General features: G+C 65.2%; 16 protein-coding genes. 11 read left to right on the top strand and 5 right to left on the bottom strand.

The window, feature by feature from the left end; all coding sequences use genetic code 11:
* Positions 1-17: 17 nt before the first annotated feature.
* Positions 18-716: an ABC transporter permease gene (locus AB3L03_RS27940; RefSeq protein ID WP_018460318.1), complete on the top strand. Its 699-nt coding sequence runs from the start codon at positions 18-20 to the stop codon at positions 714-716.
* Here the strand turns inward: AB3L03_RS27940 and AB3L03_RS27935 are convergent.
* On the bottom strand, positions 690-1,499 hold the full coding sequence (locus AB3L03_RS27935) for a substrate-binding domain-containing protein (RefSeq protein ID WP_026234000.1): 810 nt from the start codon (positions 1,497-1,499) through the stop codon (positions 690-692). The two genes, AB3L03_RS27940 and AB3L03_RS27935, sit on opposite strands and share 27 nt — an antisense overlap.
* A gap of 172 nt (positions 1,500-1,671) precedes the next feature.
* Between AB3L03_RS27935 and AB3L03_RS27930 the strand changes: the two genes are divergently transcribed.
* The 3 genes from AB3L03_RS27930 (at position 1,672) to AB3L03_RS27920 (ending at position 3,645) form a co-directional block, all read left to right on the top strand.
* Positions 1,672-1,956 carry a hypothetical protein gene (locus tag AB3L03_RS27930; protein WP_018460320.1) on the top strand — a complete coding sequence of 95 codons (285 nt, stop codon included), beginning with the start codon at positions 1,672-1,674 and terminating at the stop codon, positions 1,954-1,956.
* 313 nt (positions 1,957-2,269) lie between these two features.
* Positions 2,270-3,316, top strand: a complete 1,047-nt coding sequence (locus tag AB3L03_RS27925) for a hypothetical protein (protein ID WP_368507352.1) — start codon at positions 2,270-2,272, stop codon at positions 3,314-3,316.
* A gap of 62 nt (positions 3,317-3,378) precedes the next feature.
* A complete protein-coding gene (locus tag AB3L03_RS27920) occupies positions 3,379-3,645 on the top strand; it encodes a TonB-dependent receptor plug domain-containing protein (protein ID WP_018460323.1) in 267 nt (88 codons plus the stop codon).
* Positions 3,646-3,656: 11 nt separating this feature from the next.
* On the opposite strand, the gene AB3L03_RS27915 is transcribed toward AB3L03_RS27920, so the two are convergent.
* The gene (locus AB3L03_RS27915; RefSeq protein WP_247295114.1) at positions 3,657-4,973 is read right to left on the bottom strand and encodes an esterase family protein; all 1,317 of its coding nucleotides are present in this window, start codon (positions 4,971-4,973) and stop codon (positions 3,657-3,659) included.
* Between AB3L03_RS27915 and AB3L03_RS27910 the strand changes: the two genes are divergently transcribed.
* Positions 4,966-5,241 (top strand): hypothetical protein, encoded by a 276-nt coding sequence (locus tag AB3L03_RS27910; protein ID WP_083926599.1) that lies wholly within the window; start codon positions 4,966-4,968, stop codon positions 5,239-5,241. The genes AB3L03_RS27915 and AB3L03_RS27910 overlap by 8 nt on opposite strands.
* 7 nt (positions 5,242-5,248) lie before the next feature.
* Here the strand turns inward: AB3L03_RS27910 and hutU are convergent, their stop codons facing one another.
* Genes hutU through hutI form a run of 3 tightly spaced genes read right to left on the bottom strand, consistent with a single transcriptional unit; the run spans position 5,249 to position 9,700 of the window.
* Positions 5,249-6,916 (bottom strand): urocanate hydratase, encoded by a 1,668-nt coding sequence (hutU, locus tag AB3L03_RS27905; protein WP_026234001.1) that lies wholly within the window; start codon positions 6,914-6,916, stop codon positions 5,249-5,251.
* Between the two features lie 13 nt (positions 6,917-6,929).
* Complete coding sequence (hutH, locus tag AB3L03_RS27900; RefSeq protein WP_368507351.1) at positions 6,930-8,489, bottom strand: histidine ammonia-lyase; 1,560 nt, start codon at positions 8,487-8,489, stop codon at positions 6,930-6,932.
* Positions 8,486-9,700: an imidazolonepropionase gene (gene hutI / locus AB3L03_RS27895; RefSeq protein WP_018460326.1), complete on the bottom strand. Its 1,215-nt coding sequence runs from the start codon at positions 9,698-9,700 to the stop codon at positions 8,486-8,488. The genes hutH and hutI overlap by 4 nt, the downstream gene beginning before the upstream one ends.
* An 84-nt stretch (positions 9,701-9,784) precedes the next feature.
* Between hutI and AB3L03_RS27890 the strand changes: the two genes are divergently transcribed.
* The 6 genes from AB3L03_RS27890 to AB3L03_RS27865 all read left to right on the top strand — a co-directional run bounded on the left by AB3L03_RS27890 (position 9,785) and on the right by AB3L03_RS27865 (position 15,773).
* Positions 9,785-11,143 carry a formimidoylglutamate deiminase gene (locus AB3L03_RS27890; RefSeq protein WP_368507350.1) on the top strand — a complete coding sequence of 453 codons (1,359 nt, stop codon included), beginning with the start codon at positions 9,785-9,787 and terminating at the stop codon, positions 11,141-11,143.
* Complete coding sequence (hutC, locus tag AB3L03_RS27885) at positions 11,140-11,868, top strand: histidine utilization repressor (RefSeq protein WP_085350550.1); 729 nt, start codon at positions 11,140-11,142, stop codon at positions 11,866-11,868. Before AB3L03_RS27890 ends, hutC begins: the two co-directional genes overlap by 4 nt.
* 106 nt (positions 11,869-11,974) lie before the next feature.
* On the top strand, positions 11,975-12,919 hold the full coding sequence (locus AB3L03_RS27880; RefSeq protein ID WP_026234003.1) for an ABC transporter substrate-binding protein: 945 nt from the start codon (positions 11,975-11,977) through the stop codon (positions 12,917-12,919).
* Positions 12,920-12,992: 73 nt separating this feature from the next.
* Complete coding sequence (locus tag AB3L03_RS27875) at positions 12,993-13,766, top strand: ABC transporter permease (protein WP_007601313.1); 774 nt, start codon at positions 12,993-12,995, stop codon at positions 13,764-13,766.
* Positions 13,763-14,548, top strand: coding sequence for an ABC transporter ATP-binding protein (locus AB3L03_RS27870; RefSeq protein ID WP_162496351.1), 786 nt, complete (start codon positions 13,763-13,765; stop codon positions 14,546-14,548). Before AB3L03_RS27875 ends, AB3L03_RS27870 begins: the two co-directional genes overlap by 4 nt.
* Positions 14,541-15,773, top strand: coding sequence for a Zn-dependent hydrolase (locus AB3L03_RS27865; RefSeq protein ID WP_085350549.1), 1,233 nt, complete (start codon positions 14,541-14,543; stop codon positions 15,771-15,773). Before AB3L03_RS27870 ends, AB3L03_RS27865 begins: the two co-directional genes overlap by 8 nt.
* Positions 15,774-15,864 lie beyond the last annotated feature (91 nt).

Raw genomic sequence — 15,864 nt, 5'->3', positions numbered from 1 at the left:
CCGAAGCTCGGGCACGGATGAACGACTTCGCGCGATCCATCGGCGCCGCATTCACACTGATCGGCGAGGCCGACGCAGAGCTTTTGGGCATCGTCGGGCTGTCGGTGCGCGTCAGCCTGACTGCCAGCATCCTCGCGCTTCTGATCGGGGCGCCGTTCGGGGCGCTGCTTGCGATCACCCGGTTCCGTGGGCGGCAGGTCATCATCGTCCTGACCAATGCCTTGCTTGGCCTTCCGCCGGTCGTGGTCGGGCTCGCGCTCTATCTTCTGCTGTCGCGCTCGGGCCCGCTCGGGGCCGCCGGCCTGTTGTTCACGCCGGCGGCCATGGTGGTCGCGCAGACGCTGCTCGCCACACCGATCGTGGTCGCACTGGTGCACCGGCCGGCGAGCCTGCTGTGGGCGGAGTATGGCGACCTCGCACGGATCGACGGGCTGTCAACGCTACGCAGCATCGGCTTGCTGTTCGCGCTGGGCCGGACCTCGCTGCTGACGGCCTTTCTCGCAGCCTTCGGGCGCGCGATCGCCGAGGTCGGCGCCATCCTCATCGTCGGTGGCAATATTCGCGGTTTCACGCGCACGATGACGACCGCGATCGCGCTGGAGACCAGCAAGGGCGACCTGCCGCTGGCGCTCGGGCTCGGGCTGATCCTGCTCGCACTCAGCGTCGCAGTGTCGACCGTCGCCTTCCTGCTAGTGGGACGCGTTGGGGAAAAATAGCTGCTCGCCCCCGACCTTGTAGCCCGCGATGGCCTCCTGCCCCCCAGGAGAGATCAGCCAGTCGACGAAGGCCTGCCCGTCCCGCGCCTTCACGTTCGAATGCTTGGCCGGATTGACCAGCATGACGCCGTACTGGTTGAACAGCCGCTTGTCGCCTTCGGTGAGGACGGCAAGGTCGCCGCGGTTCTTGAATGACAACCAGGTGCCGCGGTCCGACAGCAGATAGGCGTTCGACGACGACGCCATGTTCAGTGCTGGACCCATGCCCTGGCCAATCTCGCGATACCAGCCGTCCTTGGCGGCACCGAGGTCGATGCCTGCCTCCTTCCACAGCCGCAGTTCGGCCGCGTGCGTGCCGGACTTGTCGCCGCGCGAGATGAACGGCGCCTTCACGGCCGCGATCTTGCGCAGCGCCTCGGCCACATCCTTGCCGCCGGCGATCTTGGCGGGATCGCTCTTCGGCCCGACAATGACGAAGTCGTTGTACATGACGTCGAAGCGCTTCACGCCCTCGCCTTCGGACATGAACTTGTCTTCGGCAGGCCTGTCATGGACGAACACGACATCTGCATCGCCGCGCCGCCCGATGTCGAGCGCCTGACCCGTACCGACGGCAACGACCTTCACGTCAACGTCTCTGGCCTTCGAGAACAGCGGCAGCAAGTAACCGAACAGCCCCGACTGTTCCGTCGACGTCGTCGAGGCCACAGTAATGGTGCGCTCCTGTGCGAACGCGATGGTGGACCAGAGCAGAACCGCTCCGAGAGTCATTATCCTTTTCATGCCTCGTCCTTACACAAGATGCTCGATGTTCCAAACTTTACCGTCGATAGAGCTGTACAGGGAACCTCGACAGCGCCGCAATGCGCTTGGTCATGAGCCTCGCGGCGCTCCTAAGTGAGGAACGTCCGCTCCGCGCGCAAGTTGTCGTCAAGGCAACCCAGGAGGAAACCAGATGAAGAAGATCATTTTGGCATCCGCGTGCATCATGGCGCTGGCGACCGGCGGCGCCTTTGCGCAGACACAACCCGCCCCAGGCGCATCCGGCCAGGGCGACGTTGGTCCTTCGTCGCGGGGCCCCGCGACCAAGGGCATGACAACCGGCGCGTCGTCGAACATGCAGAACGAGGCCGCCGACAGCAAGGGCAAGCAGACCCCGTCGGCCGGCGGCAGCAACACCAATAACATGGGCAGCCAGGCCGGCGGCGGCGCTGGCTCCGGCTCCGGCGCCGGAAAGTAGGCCGGTATCGATCGAAAATCCTGGAGAGGGGCGATCGTCCCCTCTCCAGAACCTTTGTGCCGTCAAAGCTTGTCGATGTCATGTGCGAAGGTGTTGGTGTCGAACGAAGCGTATTGGCGGGGCTGCACCTTGGTTACAGTCACGCCGGCTAAATCGCAGCCGCGCGCCCTGAAGGCGTGGATGTTCTGCAATTGGTCCTACCTACATTGACATCAGTGTGACAGCCGGGGATTTTTACATTGCTGGCGAATCAGCGATGGCCTCAAGCCGAGTACCTCTTGGACAACTCCCAGTGCTTTCGAGACTGATATCGTTGCTGCGCCGCATCGCCGCGGTGAAATGGGCGTTCACCCGGCTTCGCCCCGCGCCGCACGGTGGCAGCATCGACGTCACGCCTGACGCAGTAGACGCCTCACCCGCCATTGTTGCAGAAATTGCAGATACGGCTCCGGCTCTCGACACCAGCATCAACGCGGATACGTCGCACTGCGACGTCCCGGTCGCGGCTTCAGCCGCCGAAGACAACACCTCCAGCCCTGTCATCGCGGAGAGCCCGTCGGAAACGCCAGCCGATGTCAGCGGCAGCGACGATTCATCCCAGGAAACGCCGACGGAAGTCGAGCCGATCGTCGTGGAAGTTTCGGTCGCGACTATCGACGTCGTGCGCGAAGCGGTCGACGTCCCCGAACTCATCATCAACAGCGATCCAACTTCCGAACTTTCGGCCGACGTTGAGCCCGTTGTGGCGGAGAAGGCCTCTTCTGTCGATGTCGAGGTCGTCACGGTTGACGCCATCGCTCTGGTCGTCGACGTGGATACTTCCTCGACTCTCGACGACACGTGTGTCGCGTTCGCCGATCGCGACATCTCGCCGGAGCATGTCCCTGAGGATAGCACCGAGAGCGATCCTTCCCCCGGCGCCGCGGAAGACTCCACCGAGACGCTCGGCGTCGTCACAACTATCGAGCCAGCTCCGGCCCTCGTGTCTCCGGCTCCGGAGATCCCGTATGCACCGAAAGCTCGCGTGAGAGCCGCAGAGCCCGCCGACCGCGCCGCGCTGATCCGGCAGCGCTGGGCGGAGACCGGGATCAGGATGTGGAATCCCCGCCTCCACGGCGCCGATGATGCCACGCTGAACATCCAGGGCAGCGTCGGGCTGCTGCCGCCCGCGCCCGGCGAGACGATGCCGCGCTACGACAAGCTGGAATTCCGGATGCTCGGCGGACAGATCGTCTGCGAAGGCGTGATTGTCGAAGCCCCCGCGCATGCAAGCCAGCGCAGTTTTACACGGCTCGCCGAGCCGGGGAAACCCGATCCGGTCCGCGAATTAATGCGGGAACGCCAGGCCGCTCTCGCCTGACCCTTTATTCCAGTGACGAGCAGCCCATATGCTAGGCTAACGCCCTGAATTTGGGAGATCGCATGCCCGCAAGATCGTTGCGACTGGTCGTGATTGTCGTCCTCTGCGTCTCGCAAGGAGCCTTCGCCGCATCCAGTAAACGCCATGCGCCCACGACCGATCAGGCCTCACCCTACAAGGCCGACCGCCTCTCCTTTTCGCGCGGAGAGACGATCCTCAACACGCCCGGCCAGACCACCGTGCTGACGCGAGAGGTCCTCGACGACAAGAACGCGACGAGCCTCAAGGACGCCATGCGCTCGACCGCCGGCGTGACGATCGGGCGCTAGGCTACTTTCGCTCAGGGGATAGGATAGCCCTTCCAGACCCACTCCAGCGCCGACGGCAGCGTCTGCGCGATCGTGGGACGGTCGACGTGCTTGGCGTTGCGGACGAACAGAAACTGATAGTGGTAGCCCTTCTCCGCGAGCACCTTGGCCATCAGCGCGTTGGAGAGGGTCCAGTCGTGCATGCCATCGGGAATGGTGGGGTTCGGATAGAACAGGTCCTGGTCGCCGCCGAAGAACCAGAACCGGATCGGCTTGGTCGGCGCGGCGACGATCAGCGGCAGGCCGGGCGGCTCGGCCGGCGTGAGCACGCCCGCCTTGGAGATGAGATGGGGTGTGGCTGGCCCCGTCCATGCGCTGTGATACTCCCAGGCACCGCCGCGCAGCGACGGGTCGTGCGGCCATTGCTGGTTGACCATGGTCGGCGAGAACGCCAGCACGCGGTGATAGAGATCCGGATAGAACCACGCCATGGTGAAGGCGGCCACACCGCTCGAACTCAGCCCCATGGTCGCACGCCCATCGGGATTTCTGGTCAGCTTGACATCGGCGTTCTTTTCGACCAGCGGCAGCACTTCACGCTCGACGAACTGCGCGTAGGCACCTGACACCGCGTCATATTCGCGGCCACGCTGACTGCCCTGCGCGTCCTGCCCGCCATTGCCGATCTGAATCGCGATCATCGGCGGCACGCGGCGCTGCGCGATCAGATTGTCGAGCGTGACGGCGAGGTCCTTGTAGGCGTTGGAGCCGCCGTCGCCGACCACGATGAACGGCGCCTCGCTGCCGCGCACATATTGCGCCGGCACATAGACGTCGATGGTGCGCGACCAGACGCCGGGATGGCTGGTGGTGACGATCATGTGCGACTTGTCGTCCGGCGCCGTGACGGTCGTCATGATCGAGGAATTGGTGCAGCCGGCGGCGTCATCGCGGATCAGGCCAGGATTGTAGATGGTGCTCTCCTTCGACGACAGCGTGAAGGACTTTGTCGTCCCACGCGGCACGCCCTCCTTCGCGATCGTCTCCGGCGCAGGATTGTGGGTGGGACCGATGATGAAATTGCCCTCGGCACCCGGTGGCGGCAGCGTTCCGTCAGGAAGCTCTGTGGCGCGTGGATAATTGGGATTGGATGGATCGCGCGTCGGAGGCGCCGTCTTGAAGTCAAGACCCGTCGTATCAATGAAGAACGGGCCCGCCTTGTCGGTGGTGTTGGCCCCAGGCGGCACGGCCATGTTCTGGGTGACGCAGGCCGGCTGCGAGAAGGCAATCGAAGTGAAGGAGACGACGGAAATCAGCGTCCCCGCAAGGACGGAGAATGATTTGGTCATTTCAGCTCCCGATACCGACGAGTCTTTCTGGCTCGCCTTGGCGCAAAGTATGACGAGCCGACTGTGCGCGGTCAAACCTCAGCCGGCCGCGTTGCGGCTATGGCCGCCATGCTCAAAACGGGCAGGCACGGTTACTCCAGGCCGGCTGGGATGCGACTTCATCCAGGGCTACTACTTCGCAAAGCCCATGCACGGCGACGCGATCGACGAGTATCTCGCAAAGGAACGCCAGCGCCTCGGCAGCGCCGAAGCCAGGGTCGTGGCCTAAGTCGCGCCTAGCGCAGGCTCGGCAGGTCGAGCCCTTTGTCGCGGGCGCAGTCGATCGCGGTGTCGTAGCCCGCGTCGGCGTGGCGCATGACGCCGCTGGCAGGGTCGTTCCAGAGCACGCGCGCGATCCGCTTCGCCGCTTCCGGCGTACCGTCGGCGACGATCACCATGCCGGCATGCTGGGAATAGCCGATGCCGACGCCGCCACCGTGATGCAGCGACACCCAGGTCGCGCCGCTGGCGCAATTGAGCAGGGCGTTGAGCAAGGGCCAGTCGGACACAGCGTCCGACCCGTCCTTCATCGCTTCGGTTTCGCGGTTGGGGCTCGCCACTGAACCGCTGTCGAGATGATCGCGGCCAATCACGATGGGTGCCTTCAATTCGCCGCGCGCCACCATCTCATTGAAGGCAAGGCCCAGGCGATCGCGATCGCCGAGCCCGACCCAGCAGATCCGCGCCGGCAGGCCCTGGAACTTGATGCGCTCCCTGGCCATGTCGAGCCAATTGTGCAGATGCTTGTCGTCAGGCATCAGCTCCTTGACCTTGGCGTCGGTCTTGAAGATGTCCTCGGGATCGCCCGACAGCGCGGCCCAGCGGAACGGCCCGACGCCGCGGCAGAACAAGGGACGGATATAGGCGGGAACGAAGCCGGGAAAATCGAAGGCATTCTTCAGGCCCATGTCCTGCGCCATCTGGCGAATATTGTTGCCATAGTCGAGGGTCGGAATGCCCAGTGCATGGAAATCCAGCATGGCCTGGACGTGCTCAACCATCGAGGTCTTCGAGGCGCGCTCCACGGCCTTGGGGTCGGCAGCGCGCTTGGCTTCCCACTCGGCGAGCGTCCAGCCCTTCGGCAAATAGCCGTTGATCGGATCGTGCGCGCTGGTCTGATCGGTGACGATGTCGGGCCTGACGCCACGGCGGACCAGCTCGGGAAAAATCTCCGCGGCATTGCCGAGCAGGCCGACCGAGACCGCCTTCTTCGTCTTCGCTGCGTCGGCCATGATCGCAAGCGCCTCGTCCAGCGTTGCGGCCTGGCGATCGAGATACCCGGTGCGCAGACGCATCTCGATGCGGCTCGGCTGGCATTCGACCGCCAGCATCGAGGCCCCGGCCATGGTCGCAGCCAGCGGCTGCGCGCCGCCCATGCCGCCGAGACCGGCCGTCAGAATCCATTTGCCGGCGAGGCTGCCGCCATAGTGGCGGCGGCCAACTTCAACGAAGGTTTCGTAGGTGCCCTGCACGATGCCCTGGCTGCCGATATAGATCCAGGAACCCGCCGTCATCTGGCCGTACATCATCAGGCCCTTGCGATCGAGCTCGTTGAAATGATCGAGCGTCGCCCAGTGCGGCACGATGTTGGAATTCGCGATCAGGACGCGCGGCGCGTCGGCATGAGTGCGGAACACGCCAACCGGCTTGCCGGACTGGACCAGCAGCGTCTGGTCGTCCTCGAGCTCGCGCAGCGAAGCAACGATCCGGTCAAAGCTCTCCCAGTCGCGCGCGGCGCGGCCGATGCCGCCATAGACGACGAGCTCGCTCGGACGTTCTGCAACGTCGGGATCGAGATTGTTCATGAGCATGCGCAAGGGAGCTTCGGTCAACCAGCTCTTGGCGCTGATTTCGCTGCCGCGGGGCGCGCGGATGGTGCGGTCGTTGTCCAGTCGGCGGTTCATGCGGAACACCTCGTCAGGCAAGTGTCGGAAACGGGTCAGTTGACAGTACGGCGAGCGCCGCAGCCGGCAGCGCGTCGGCTTCGACCAGCGCTGCAGCCCTGGCGAGATCGCCGGCCATGTAGCGGTCGGCGCCGAGCTGCGGCACCTGCTCGCGCAGTGCGGCGATGACGGCGGCGAGCGGCGCGCTGGTCGCATGCGGCGCGCGCAGCGTGATGCCTTGGGCGGCGACCAGCAGCTCAATGCCCAGGATGGTGGCGAGATTGTCCGCCATGTCAGACAGGCGCCGTGCAGCATGCGCGGCCATCGAGACATGGTCTTCCTGGTTGGCGCTGGTCGGCGTCGAATCGATCGAGCACACGGCCGCGCGCTGCTTGTTCTCGGCATAGAGTGCGGCCGCCGTCACCTCGGCGATCATGAAGCCGGAATTGATACCGGGATCGGGAGTGAGGAACGGCGGCAGGCCGAAATTGAGCGCGGGATCGACCAGCGTCGCGATGCGCCGCTCGCTGATCGCACCGATTTCCGACAGCGCCAGCGCGATGGTATCCGCGGCAAAAGCCACCGGTTCGGCATGGAAGTTGCCGCCGGAGACGATCTCGCCGGTCTCGACCAGGACAAGCGGATTATCGGTGACGGCATTGGCCTCGATAATCAGCGTCCGCGCCGCCTGCAGGATCAGGTCGAGCGCCGCGCCTGCGACCTGCGGCTGGCAGCGCAGGCAATAGGGGTCCTGCACGCGCTCGTCGCCTTCGAGATGCGACAGGCGGATGTCGCTGCCGTCGAGCAGCGCCATCAAGGTTGCCGCGGCCGCGATCTGTCCCGAATGGCCGCGCAGCGCCTGGATTTCGGGGCGGAACGGCGCCGTCGAAGCCATCGCGGCATCGACCGACAGCGCGCCGGTGACGAGCGCGGCGCGGGCCAGGCGAAATGCGCGCAGCACGCCGGAGACGGCGTAGGCAGTGGAGAATTGCGTGCCGTTGATCAGCGCGAGCCCTTCCTTGGGACCGAGCGTCAGTGGCGGTAGGCCGGCTGCGGCGAGCGCGTCGCTGCCTGATACGCTCTTGCCGTCGACGAACGCCTGTCCTTCGCCGATCATCACAGCGGTCATATGCGCGAGCGGCGCGAGATCGCCAGAAGCACCGACCGAACCCTGCTGCGGCACCAGCGGTGAGACGCGCCGCGCCAGCATGGCCTGCAGCTGCTCGATCACCTCGCGGCGCACGCCGGAAGCACCGCGCCCGAGCGAGATGATCTTCAGCGCCATCATCAGCCGGACAATCGGCTCGGGCGTCGCCGCACCGACGCCGCAGCAATGCGAGACGATGAGATTGCGCTGGAGCAGCGCGGTCTGGTCAGGTGGAATCCGCTTCGACGCCAGCTTCCCGAAGCCGGTGTTGATCCCGTACACGGGGACGTCGGCTCGCGCAGCCCTTGCAACGATCCCCGCGGCCGCGTCGACGCGCGGCCAGAACGAGGGATCGAGAACGACAGATGCGCCTTCGAGCACGCGCGCGAGATCGTCGAGGCTAACCGTTCCCGGCTTGACGACGATCGCTGCGCTCTCCTCCATCACTGTCCCCTCCACACCCGGCGGTGAAGCGGATTGAAGCCGATACGGTACACCAGCTCGGCGGGGCGATCGATGTCCCAGATCGCAAGGTCGCACCATTTGCCGGCCTCTAACGTGCCGGTATCATTGAGCACGCCGAGCGCTCGCGCGCCTTCGCGGGTGACACCCACAAGGCACTCGGCCACATTCATCCGGAACAGCGTCGCGCCCATGTTCATGGCGAGCAGCAGCGAGGTCAGCGGCGAGCTGCCCGGATTGCAGTCGGTCGCGAGCGCCATGGCAACGCCGTGCTTGCGGAACGCCTCGACCGGCGGTTTTTGCGTCTCGCGGATGAAGTAGAAGGCGCCGGGCAGCAGCACGGCCACCGTTCCGGCCTTAGCTATCGCCGCTGCACCGGCTTCGTCGGTGTGCTCGAGGTGATCGGCCGAGAGCGCCGAGAATTTTGCGGCGAGCGCAGCCCCGCCGAGGTTCGAGAGCTGGTCAGCATGCAGCTTAACCGGAAGTCCGAGCCGCCTCGCCGTCTCGAACACCCGCCCCGTCTGCTCGCCGGAAAATGCGATCCCCTCCATGAAGGCATCGACGGCATCGGCGAGGCCCGCCTTCGCGACCGCCGGCAACATCTCCCTGCAGACGAGATCGATGTAGCGATCCTTGTCGCCATCGGCCTCTGGCGGCAGCGCATGCGCGCCGAGAAACGACGTGCGGATCGCGACCGGCCGCTGACGGCCCAGGCTTCGCGCGGCGGCCAGCTGCCGCATCTCGGTCTCGGTGTCCAAGCCGTAGCCGGACTTGATCTCGACCGTGGTGGCACCCTCGGCAATCAGCGCATCGAGCCGCGGCAGCGCGTGTGCTACGAGCTCGGCCTCGCTTGCCTTGCGCGTCGCGGCCACTGTCGAGACGATACCGCCGCCGGCGCGCGCGATCTCTTCGTAGCTCGCGCCCTTCAGGCGCAGCTCGAACTCATGGGCGCGGTTACCGCCATAGACCAGATGGGTGTGACAGTCGACGAGACCGGGCGTGATCCAGCGCCCTCCGCAATCGATCCGGTCGGCCGCATCGGCGCTCGCCGGAAAATCGGTCTGCGAACCCGCATAAGCGATACGGCCGCCGCGCGCGGCGATCACGCCGTGCTCGATCTCACCGAGATCGGGACCATCGGCCCGCATCGTGGCGAGCCGGGCGTTATGCCAGATCCGGTCGAAGCGTTCTGCCATGCAACTGTCCCTTCGCGTGGGATGCTTGACTTATATGTCTAGACATATAATCGTGTCGCGGTTCTGTCCAGCCGGCATGGAAACATGACACGACTGCATTTCGCCTCCGCGCTCCTTCCCTCGGGCTGGGCCAATGACGTGCAGGTGGTGATCACCGCCGGCGCGATCGCCGAGGTGACGCCGGGCATGGCCCCGGTCTCCGGCGACGAACGCCACGACATCGCGTTTCCGGGACTTGCGAGCCTGCACAGCCACGCTTTCCAGCGCGGCATGGCGGGTCTCGCGGAACTGCGCGGCGATAGCACCGACACCTTCTGGACCTGGCGCGAGACGATGTACCGCTTCGCGCTGGCGATGACGCCTGACGACGTCGCAGCGGTCGCGACACTGCTTTATGTCGAGATGTTGGAGCAGGGTTTTACCCGCGTCGGCGAATTCCATTATCTGCATCATGATCGCGACGGCTCGCCCTACGCCGACATCGGCGAAATGGCCGCACGCATCGCGCAGGCCGCCGAAGCTTCGGGTATTGCGCTGACGCTGCTGCCGAGTTTTTATGCGCATGGCTCATTTGGGGGCGCAGCACCGCATGCCGGCCAGCGCCGCTTCATCTGTACGGTTGATCAATTTTCCGCACTGATGGCTGCCTCGCGCAAGGCGATTGAACGACTGCCGGGCGCGAATATCGGCATCGCGCCGCACAGTTTGCGCGCGGTGACGCCGGCCGAGCTTGCACCGATCATTCCACTCGCGGAGGGCGGCCCGGTGCACATTCATGCCGCCGAGCAGATGAAGGAAGTCGAGGATTGCCTGGCGTGGTCCGGACGACGTCCGGTGCAATGGTTGCTGGAGCACGCACCCGTCGATCAACGCTGGTGCCTCATTCACGCCACCCACACCACGGACGAGGAAGTCCGCGCCTTCGCTAGGACCGGCGCGGTCGCCGGCCTCTGCCCCATCACCGAGGCAAGCCTTGGTGATGGCATTTTCCCGGCGCGCGAATTCGTCGGTGCCGGCGGTGCCTTTGGCGTCGGCACGGATTCCAATGTGCTGGTCGGCGTCGCCGACGAGCTGCGTCAGCTCGAATATGGCCAACGGCTCAAGCACCGTGAACGCAACGTGCTCTCTGCCGGCGCAGGCCGCTCGACGGGACGCGCCCTGTTCGATCATGCGCTTGCAGGCGGTGCGCGGGCACTAGCCCAGATGTCAGTCGGTCTGACGCCAGGTGCACGCGCCGACATCGTCACGCTCGACATCACGCATCCCTCGCTGGCGGGGCGCGCGCGCGATGCCGCCATCGACGGCTGGATCTTCGCTGGGGGCAACGGCGCGATCGATTGCGTCTGGGCCGGCGGCGACAAGGTCGTCGAAGACGGGCGGCACAGACTGCGCCAGGCCGCGCGCGAACACTTCAACGCATCGGTGCGGAGGCTCGTCGCATGAGCCTCGCCACAGATGCCGGCGACAAGCCGACGCTCTACAAGCGGATCCGCGCCGATATCGAGAAGCGCATTCTGACCGGCGAGTGGCCGCCCGGGCATCGCATCCCGTTCGAGCACGAACTGGTGGCGCGTTACGGCTGCTCGCGCATGACCGTGAACAAGGCGCTGTCGGAGCTCGCGCAAGCCGACCTGATCGAGCGGCGGCGACGTGCCGGCTCCTTCGTGCGACGCCCGCAACATCAATCCGCTGTGCTCAAGATCGCCGACATGCGCGCCGAGATCACCGCGCTCGGGCGCGATTACGGCTACGAGCTGATCGGCCGCAAGCTCCGCGCCGCGACTGCGGCCGACCGTGACCGCCTCGGTGTCAAGAAGGCCGGCAAGGTGGTCGCGATCACCTGCCGCCACAGCGCCGACAACGTGCCTTTCGCCGTCGAGGACAGGCTGATCGATCTCGCGTCGGTGCCGGATGCGGCGGCCGCAGATTTTTCGCGTGAGCCACCCGGCTCATGGCTGCTTCACCATGTTCCATGGACAGAGGCAGAGCATACGATCAGCGCTATCGTTGCGGACGATCGCACGGCCGAAGCGCTCGACATCGCCGTCGGCGCGCCCTGCCTCGTGATCGACCGCTATACCTGGCGCAGCGCACGCACGATCACCGCCGTGCGGCTGCTCTATCCCGGTGACTCTCACCGCCTTGTCGCCCGATTCAAGGGAGGCTGAGAGGACGATGTCGGCACAAATCGTGCAACGTTTCGGGCAACGGTCCATGAGGACCGACCAAGATCAACAGGACGTCAATCCATCGATCGGCAAGAGGACGACAATCATGCGTAGTTCGAAAGTATTTGCGGCAGTCATTGCACTTGCGGTCTCCACCCCCGTGCTCGCCGACGACGTCAAGGTCGGCGTCGGCATCTCCGGATGGACCGGGTTCGCGCCGCTGACGCTGGCGAAGGAAGCCGGCATTTTCAAGAAGAACGGCCTCGACGTCACCATCAAGAAGATTCCGCAGAAGGATCGCCATCTCGCGATCGCGTCCGGCGACGTCCAGTGCGCGGCGACCACCGTGGAGACCTGGATCTCCTGGAACGCCAACGGCGTCGCGACCAAGCAGATCTTCCAGCTCGACAAGAGCTACGGCGCCGACGGCATGGCCGTGCGCAACGAGCTTGCCGCGATCAAGGATCTGAAGGGCAAGACGGTTGCTGCTTCCGCGCCCGGTACCTCGCCCTATTTCGCGCTGGCCTGGATGCTCAAGAAGAACGGCTTGTCGGTGAAGGACGTCACTGTCGTGAACCTCGAGCCGGCGGCGGCGGCACAGGCCTTTGTCTCCGGCCAGAACGATGCCGCGATGACCTATGAGCCGTATCTGTCGACGGTTCGTGCCGCCCCCGACAAGGGCAAGATCATCGCGACCACGCTCGACTATCCGATGGTCATGGACACGTTCGGCTGCACGCCGAAATTCCTCACCGAGAACCCGAAGGCCGCCAAGGCGCTCGCCGACAGCTATTTCGAGGCCCTCGACATGATCGCCAAGGACCAGGCCAAGGCCTACGAGATCATGGGTGCCGACGTGAAGCAGAGCGGCGAGGCGTTCGGCAACTCGGCAAAATATCTGCGCTGGCAGGACAAGGCCGCTAACCAGAAATTCTTCGCCGGCGATTTCCTGACCTTCAACAAGGAGGCCGCCGACCTCCTGCTCGAGATCGGGATCATCAAGGCCGCGCCGAAGGTCGAGGATCTCTTCGACGCCAGCTATATCAAGTAAATCTCCCAGGAGCCGCCGGCCCCGTCTCGCCGCGGGGCCGGCAAACTTGTTCACCGCCCGGATAGACAGTTTGATGCGTCCCCTCGATCCCGTGACGTCAAGGCAGCGCGTGGCTTACGGCCTTGCGTTCTTCGTGGTGTTCGTAGCCCTCTGGTCCTGGGCGACCTTCGGCGGCCATGTGTCGAAGGTGTTCCTCGCCAACCCGCTGACCATGGTGCAGGAAGGCGTCGATCTGATCATCAAACAGGGCTTCCTGTTCGACATCGGCATGACGATTTGGCGCGTCGTCGGCGGCTTCGTGCTGGCCGCAATCATCGCGGTGCCGTTCGGCGTGCTGATGGGCGCGTACAAGCCGGTCGAGGCCTTCCTCGAACCGTTCGTTTCCTTTGCGCGCTATTTGCCGGCCTCCGCCTTCATTCCCCTCCTGATCCTGTGGGCAGGCATCGGCGAGCTGCAGAAGCTGCTCGTCATCTTCATCGGCTCGGTGTTCCAGATCATCCTGATGATCGCGGTGACCGTCGGCACCACGCGGCGCGACCTGGTCGAGGCGGCCTATACGCTGGGAGCCAGCGACCGCGGCATCATCCGCCGCGTGCTGTTGCCCTCTTCCGCGCCGGAGATCGCCGAGATCCTGCGGCTGGTGCTGGGCTGGGCCTGGACCTATGTCATCGTCGCCGAACTGATCGGCTCCTCCTCCGGCATCGGCCACATGATCACCGACAGCCAGGCGCTGCTCAACACCGGCCAGATCATCTTCGGCATCATCGTGATCGGGCTGATCGGCCTCGTCTCGGACTTCCTGTTCAAGGCGTTCAACGCCTGGCTGTTTCCCTGGAGGCTCGCATGACGATCCTCAAGATCGAACAGGTCTCGCGAACTTTTCCCGCGCGCCACGGCAACGCGCCAACGAGGGCGCTGGAGCCGACCGACCTTGTGATCGGCAACAACGACTTCGTCACCATCCTCGGCCCTTCCGGCTGCGGCAAGTCCACGCTGCTTCGCATCGTCGCCGGCCTCGATCGCCCGACCGGCGGACGTGTGGTGCTCGACGGACGCGAGGTGACTGGCCCGGGCGCCGACCGCGGCATGGTGTTCCAGTCCTACACGCTGTTTCCCTGGCTGACGGTGCGCGAGAACATCGCCTTCGGCCTTCGCGAGCGCGGCGTGCCCGAGGTGGAGCGAAACAAGGTCGCCGATGCCTTCATCCGCCAGGTCGGTTTGTCCGGCTTTGAGAACCATTGGCCAAAGCAGCTCTCCGGCGGCATGCAGCAGCGCACCGCGATCGCGCGCGCGCTCGCCAATGATCCCAAGATCCTGCTGCTCGACGAGCCCTTCGGCGCGCTCGACAACCAGACGAGAGCCCTGATGCAGGAAATGCTGCTCGGGATCTGGGAGCGCGACCAGAAGACCGTGCTGTTCGTGACCCACGACATCGAGGAAGCGATCTTCCTCGGCAGCCGCGTCATCGTCATGAGCGCGCGTCCCGGCCGCATCAAGGCCGAGATCAATGTGGACCTGCCGCATCCGCGCTCCTACAAGATCAAGACCACGCCCGAATTTGTGCAGTTGAAGGAACGGCTGGTCGAGCAGATCCGCACCGAGGCGTTGAAGGTTGCCGAGCATGCCTAACACCTTTTCACGCGCAAACGGCGAGCGCGTTCTCGCCGATCTCAATGCGCTCCGTGCCATTGGCGCGTACAAGACCGGCGTGCACAAGCCGACCTTCTCCGAGCCGCACAAGCTTTCGCTGGATTGGCTGGTGCAGAAGCTGCCCGACGCAGGCCTCTCCGCCGCGATCGACGGCATCGGCAATGTCTTTGGCACCAGCGCAAAGTCGGGACCCAAGCTGCTCGCGGGATCGCACCTCGAAAGCCAGAACTACGCCGGCTGGCTCGACGGCCCGCTCGGGGTCGTCTACGCGCTCGAAGCGGCCCGCGTGCTCAATGCCGATCCCTCGCTCGAAGGCGCGGTCGAGGTTGCCGCCTGGTGCGACGAGGAAGGACACTTTGGACACTTTCTCGGTTCGCGCTCCTATGTCGGCCAATTGACCGAGACCGACATCGATGCCGCACGCGACCGCACCAGCGGCCGCACCATGCGGGCCGCACTTGCCGACATGGGGCTCGCAGGACGACCACGCATCGCCGCCGAGCCGGGCCGGCACGTCGGATATCTGGAAGCCCATATCGAGCAGGGCGACACGCTCGAAAGCGGTCGCCTTGCGATCGGCGTCGTCACCTCCATCGTCGGCATCTGGCAATACCAGATCAATTTCGTCGGTGAACAGAATCACGCCGGCACGACCCGCATGGCTGCACGGAAGGATGCCGGGCTGGCGCTGGCAAAGTTCTGCGTCGCGATCGACGAGCGTTTCCCCGAGAGCTGCGGCCTGCGCACGGTCTGGACCACCGGCCGCATCACGCTCGATCCGGGCGCACCGAGCATCATTCCGGGTGCGGCCGAAATGCTGTTCCAGATCCGCGACGACGATCCTTCCGTCGTCGCACGGCTGGAAGAACTGCTGCGGAGCATGGCGGACGAGGTCAGCGCGAACGGCCCCTGCACCGTCACCGTGGACAAACTGCGCACCGGTGCGCCGGCCATGATGAACGCGGGCATCCAGGACGCGATCGAAGCCGCGAGCAAGGCCCTGGCCGGCGGACGGTCCATCCGCATGCCCAGCGGCGCCGGCCACGACGCGCAGATGCTGGCGACAATCATGCCCGCGGGCATGCTGTTCGTACCGTCGATCGGCGGCATCAGTCATCACTGGACCGAGAACACCGCCGACGTCGACATCGTCACCGGCGCCCAGGTGTTTGTCGACGCTTGCCAGCGGATACTCGGCGGCTAGAACGATTACAGACACAGCTTCGCATCCTCGCGGCGTGTTTCGCCCGAGCTTTGCTTCGTCGCTTCACCCTCTTGTCCAAGAGGGCGCAGGG

It is taken from the genome of Bradyrhizobium lupini, from assembly GCF_040939785.1.
Taxonomy (GTDB): Bacteria; Pseudomonadota; Alphaproteobacteria; order Rhizobiales; family Xanthobacteraceae; genus Bradyrhizobium; species Bradyrhizobium canariense_D.
This window is presented reverse-complemented; position numbering and strand designations above follow the sequence as displayed.

Coding starts and splice junctions, on each gene's coding strand:
- hutU (WP_026234001.1), bottom strand. CDS start 6,916: ATGAACCGCCGACTGGACAACGACCGCACCATCCGCGCGCCCCGCGGC.
- AB3L03_RS27865 (WP_085350549.1), top strand. CDS start 14,541: ATGCCTAACACCTTTTCACGCGCAAACGGCGAGCGCGTTCTCGCCGAT.
- AB3L03_RS27870 (WP_162496351.1), top strand. CDS start 13,763: ATGACGATCCTCAAGATCGAACAGGTCTCGCGAACTTTTCCCGCGCGC.
- AB3L03_RS27880 (WP_026234003.1), top strand. CDS start 11,975: ATGCGTAGTTCGAAAGTATTTGCGGCAGTCATTGCACTTGCGGTCTCC.
- AB3L03_RS27890 (WP_368507350.1), top strand. CDS start 9,785: ATGACACGACTGCATTTCGCCTCCGCGCTCCTTCCCTCGGGCTGGGCC.
- AB3L03_RS27875 (WP_007601313.1), top strand. CDS start 12,993: ATGCGTCCCCTCGATCCCGTGACGTCAAGGCAGCGCGTGGCTTACGGC.
- AB3L03_RS27930 (WP_018460320.1), top strand. CDS start 1,672: ATGAAGAAGATCATTTTGGCATCCGCGTGCATCATGGCGCTGGCGACC.
- AB3L03_RS27940 (WP_018460318.1), top strand. CDS start 18: ATGAACGACTTCGCGCGATCCATCGGCGCCGCATTCACACTGATCGGC.
- AB3L03_RS27915 (WP_247295114.1), bottom strand. CDS start 4,973: ATGACCAAATCATTCTCCGTCCTTGCGGGGACGCTGATTTCCGTCGTC.
- hutC (WP_085350550.1), top strand. CDS start 11,140: ATGAGCCTCGCCACAGATGCCGGCGACAAGCCGACGCTCTACAAGCGG.
- hutI (WP_018460326.1), bottom strand. CDS start 9,700: ATGGCAGAACGCTTCGACCGGATCTGGCATAACGCCCGGCTCGCCACG.
- AB3L03_RS27920 (WP_018460323.1), top strand. CDS start 3,379: ATGCCCGCAAGATCGTTGCGACTGGTCGTGATTGTCGTCCTCTGCGTC.
- AB3L03_RS27935 (WP_026234000.1), bottom strand. CDS start 1,499: ATGAAAAGGATAATGACTCTCGGAGCGGTTCTGCTCTGGTCCACCATC.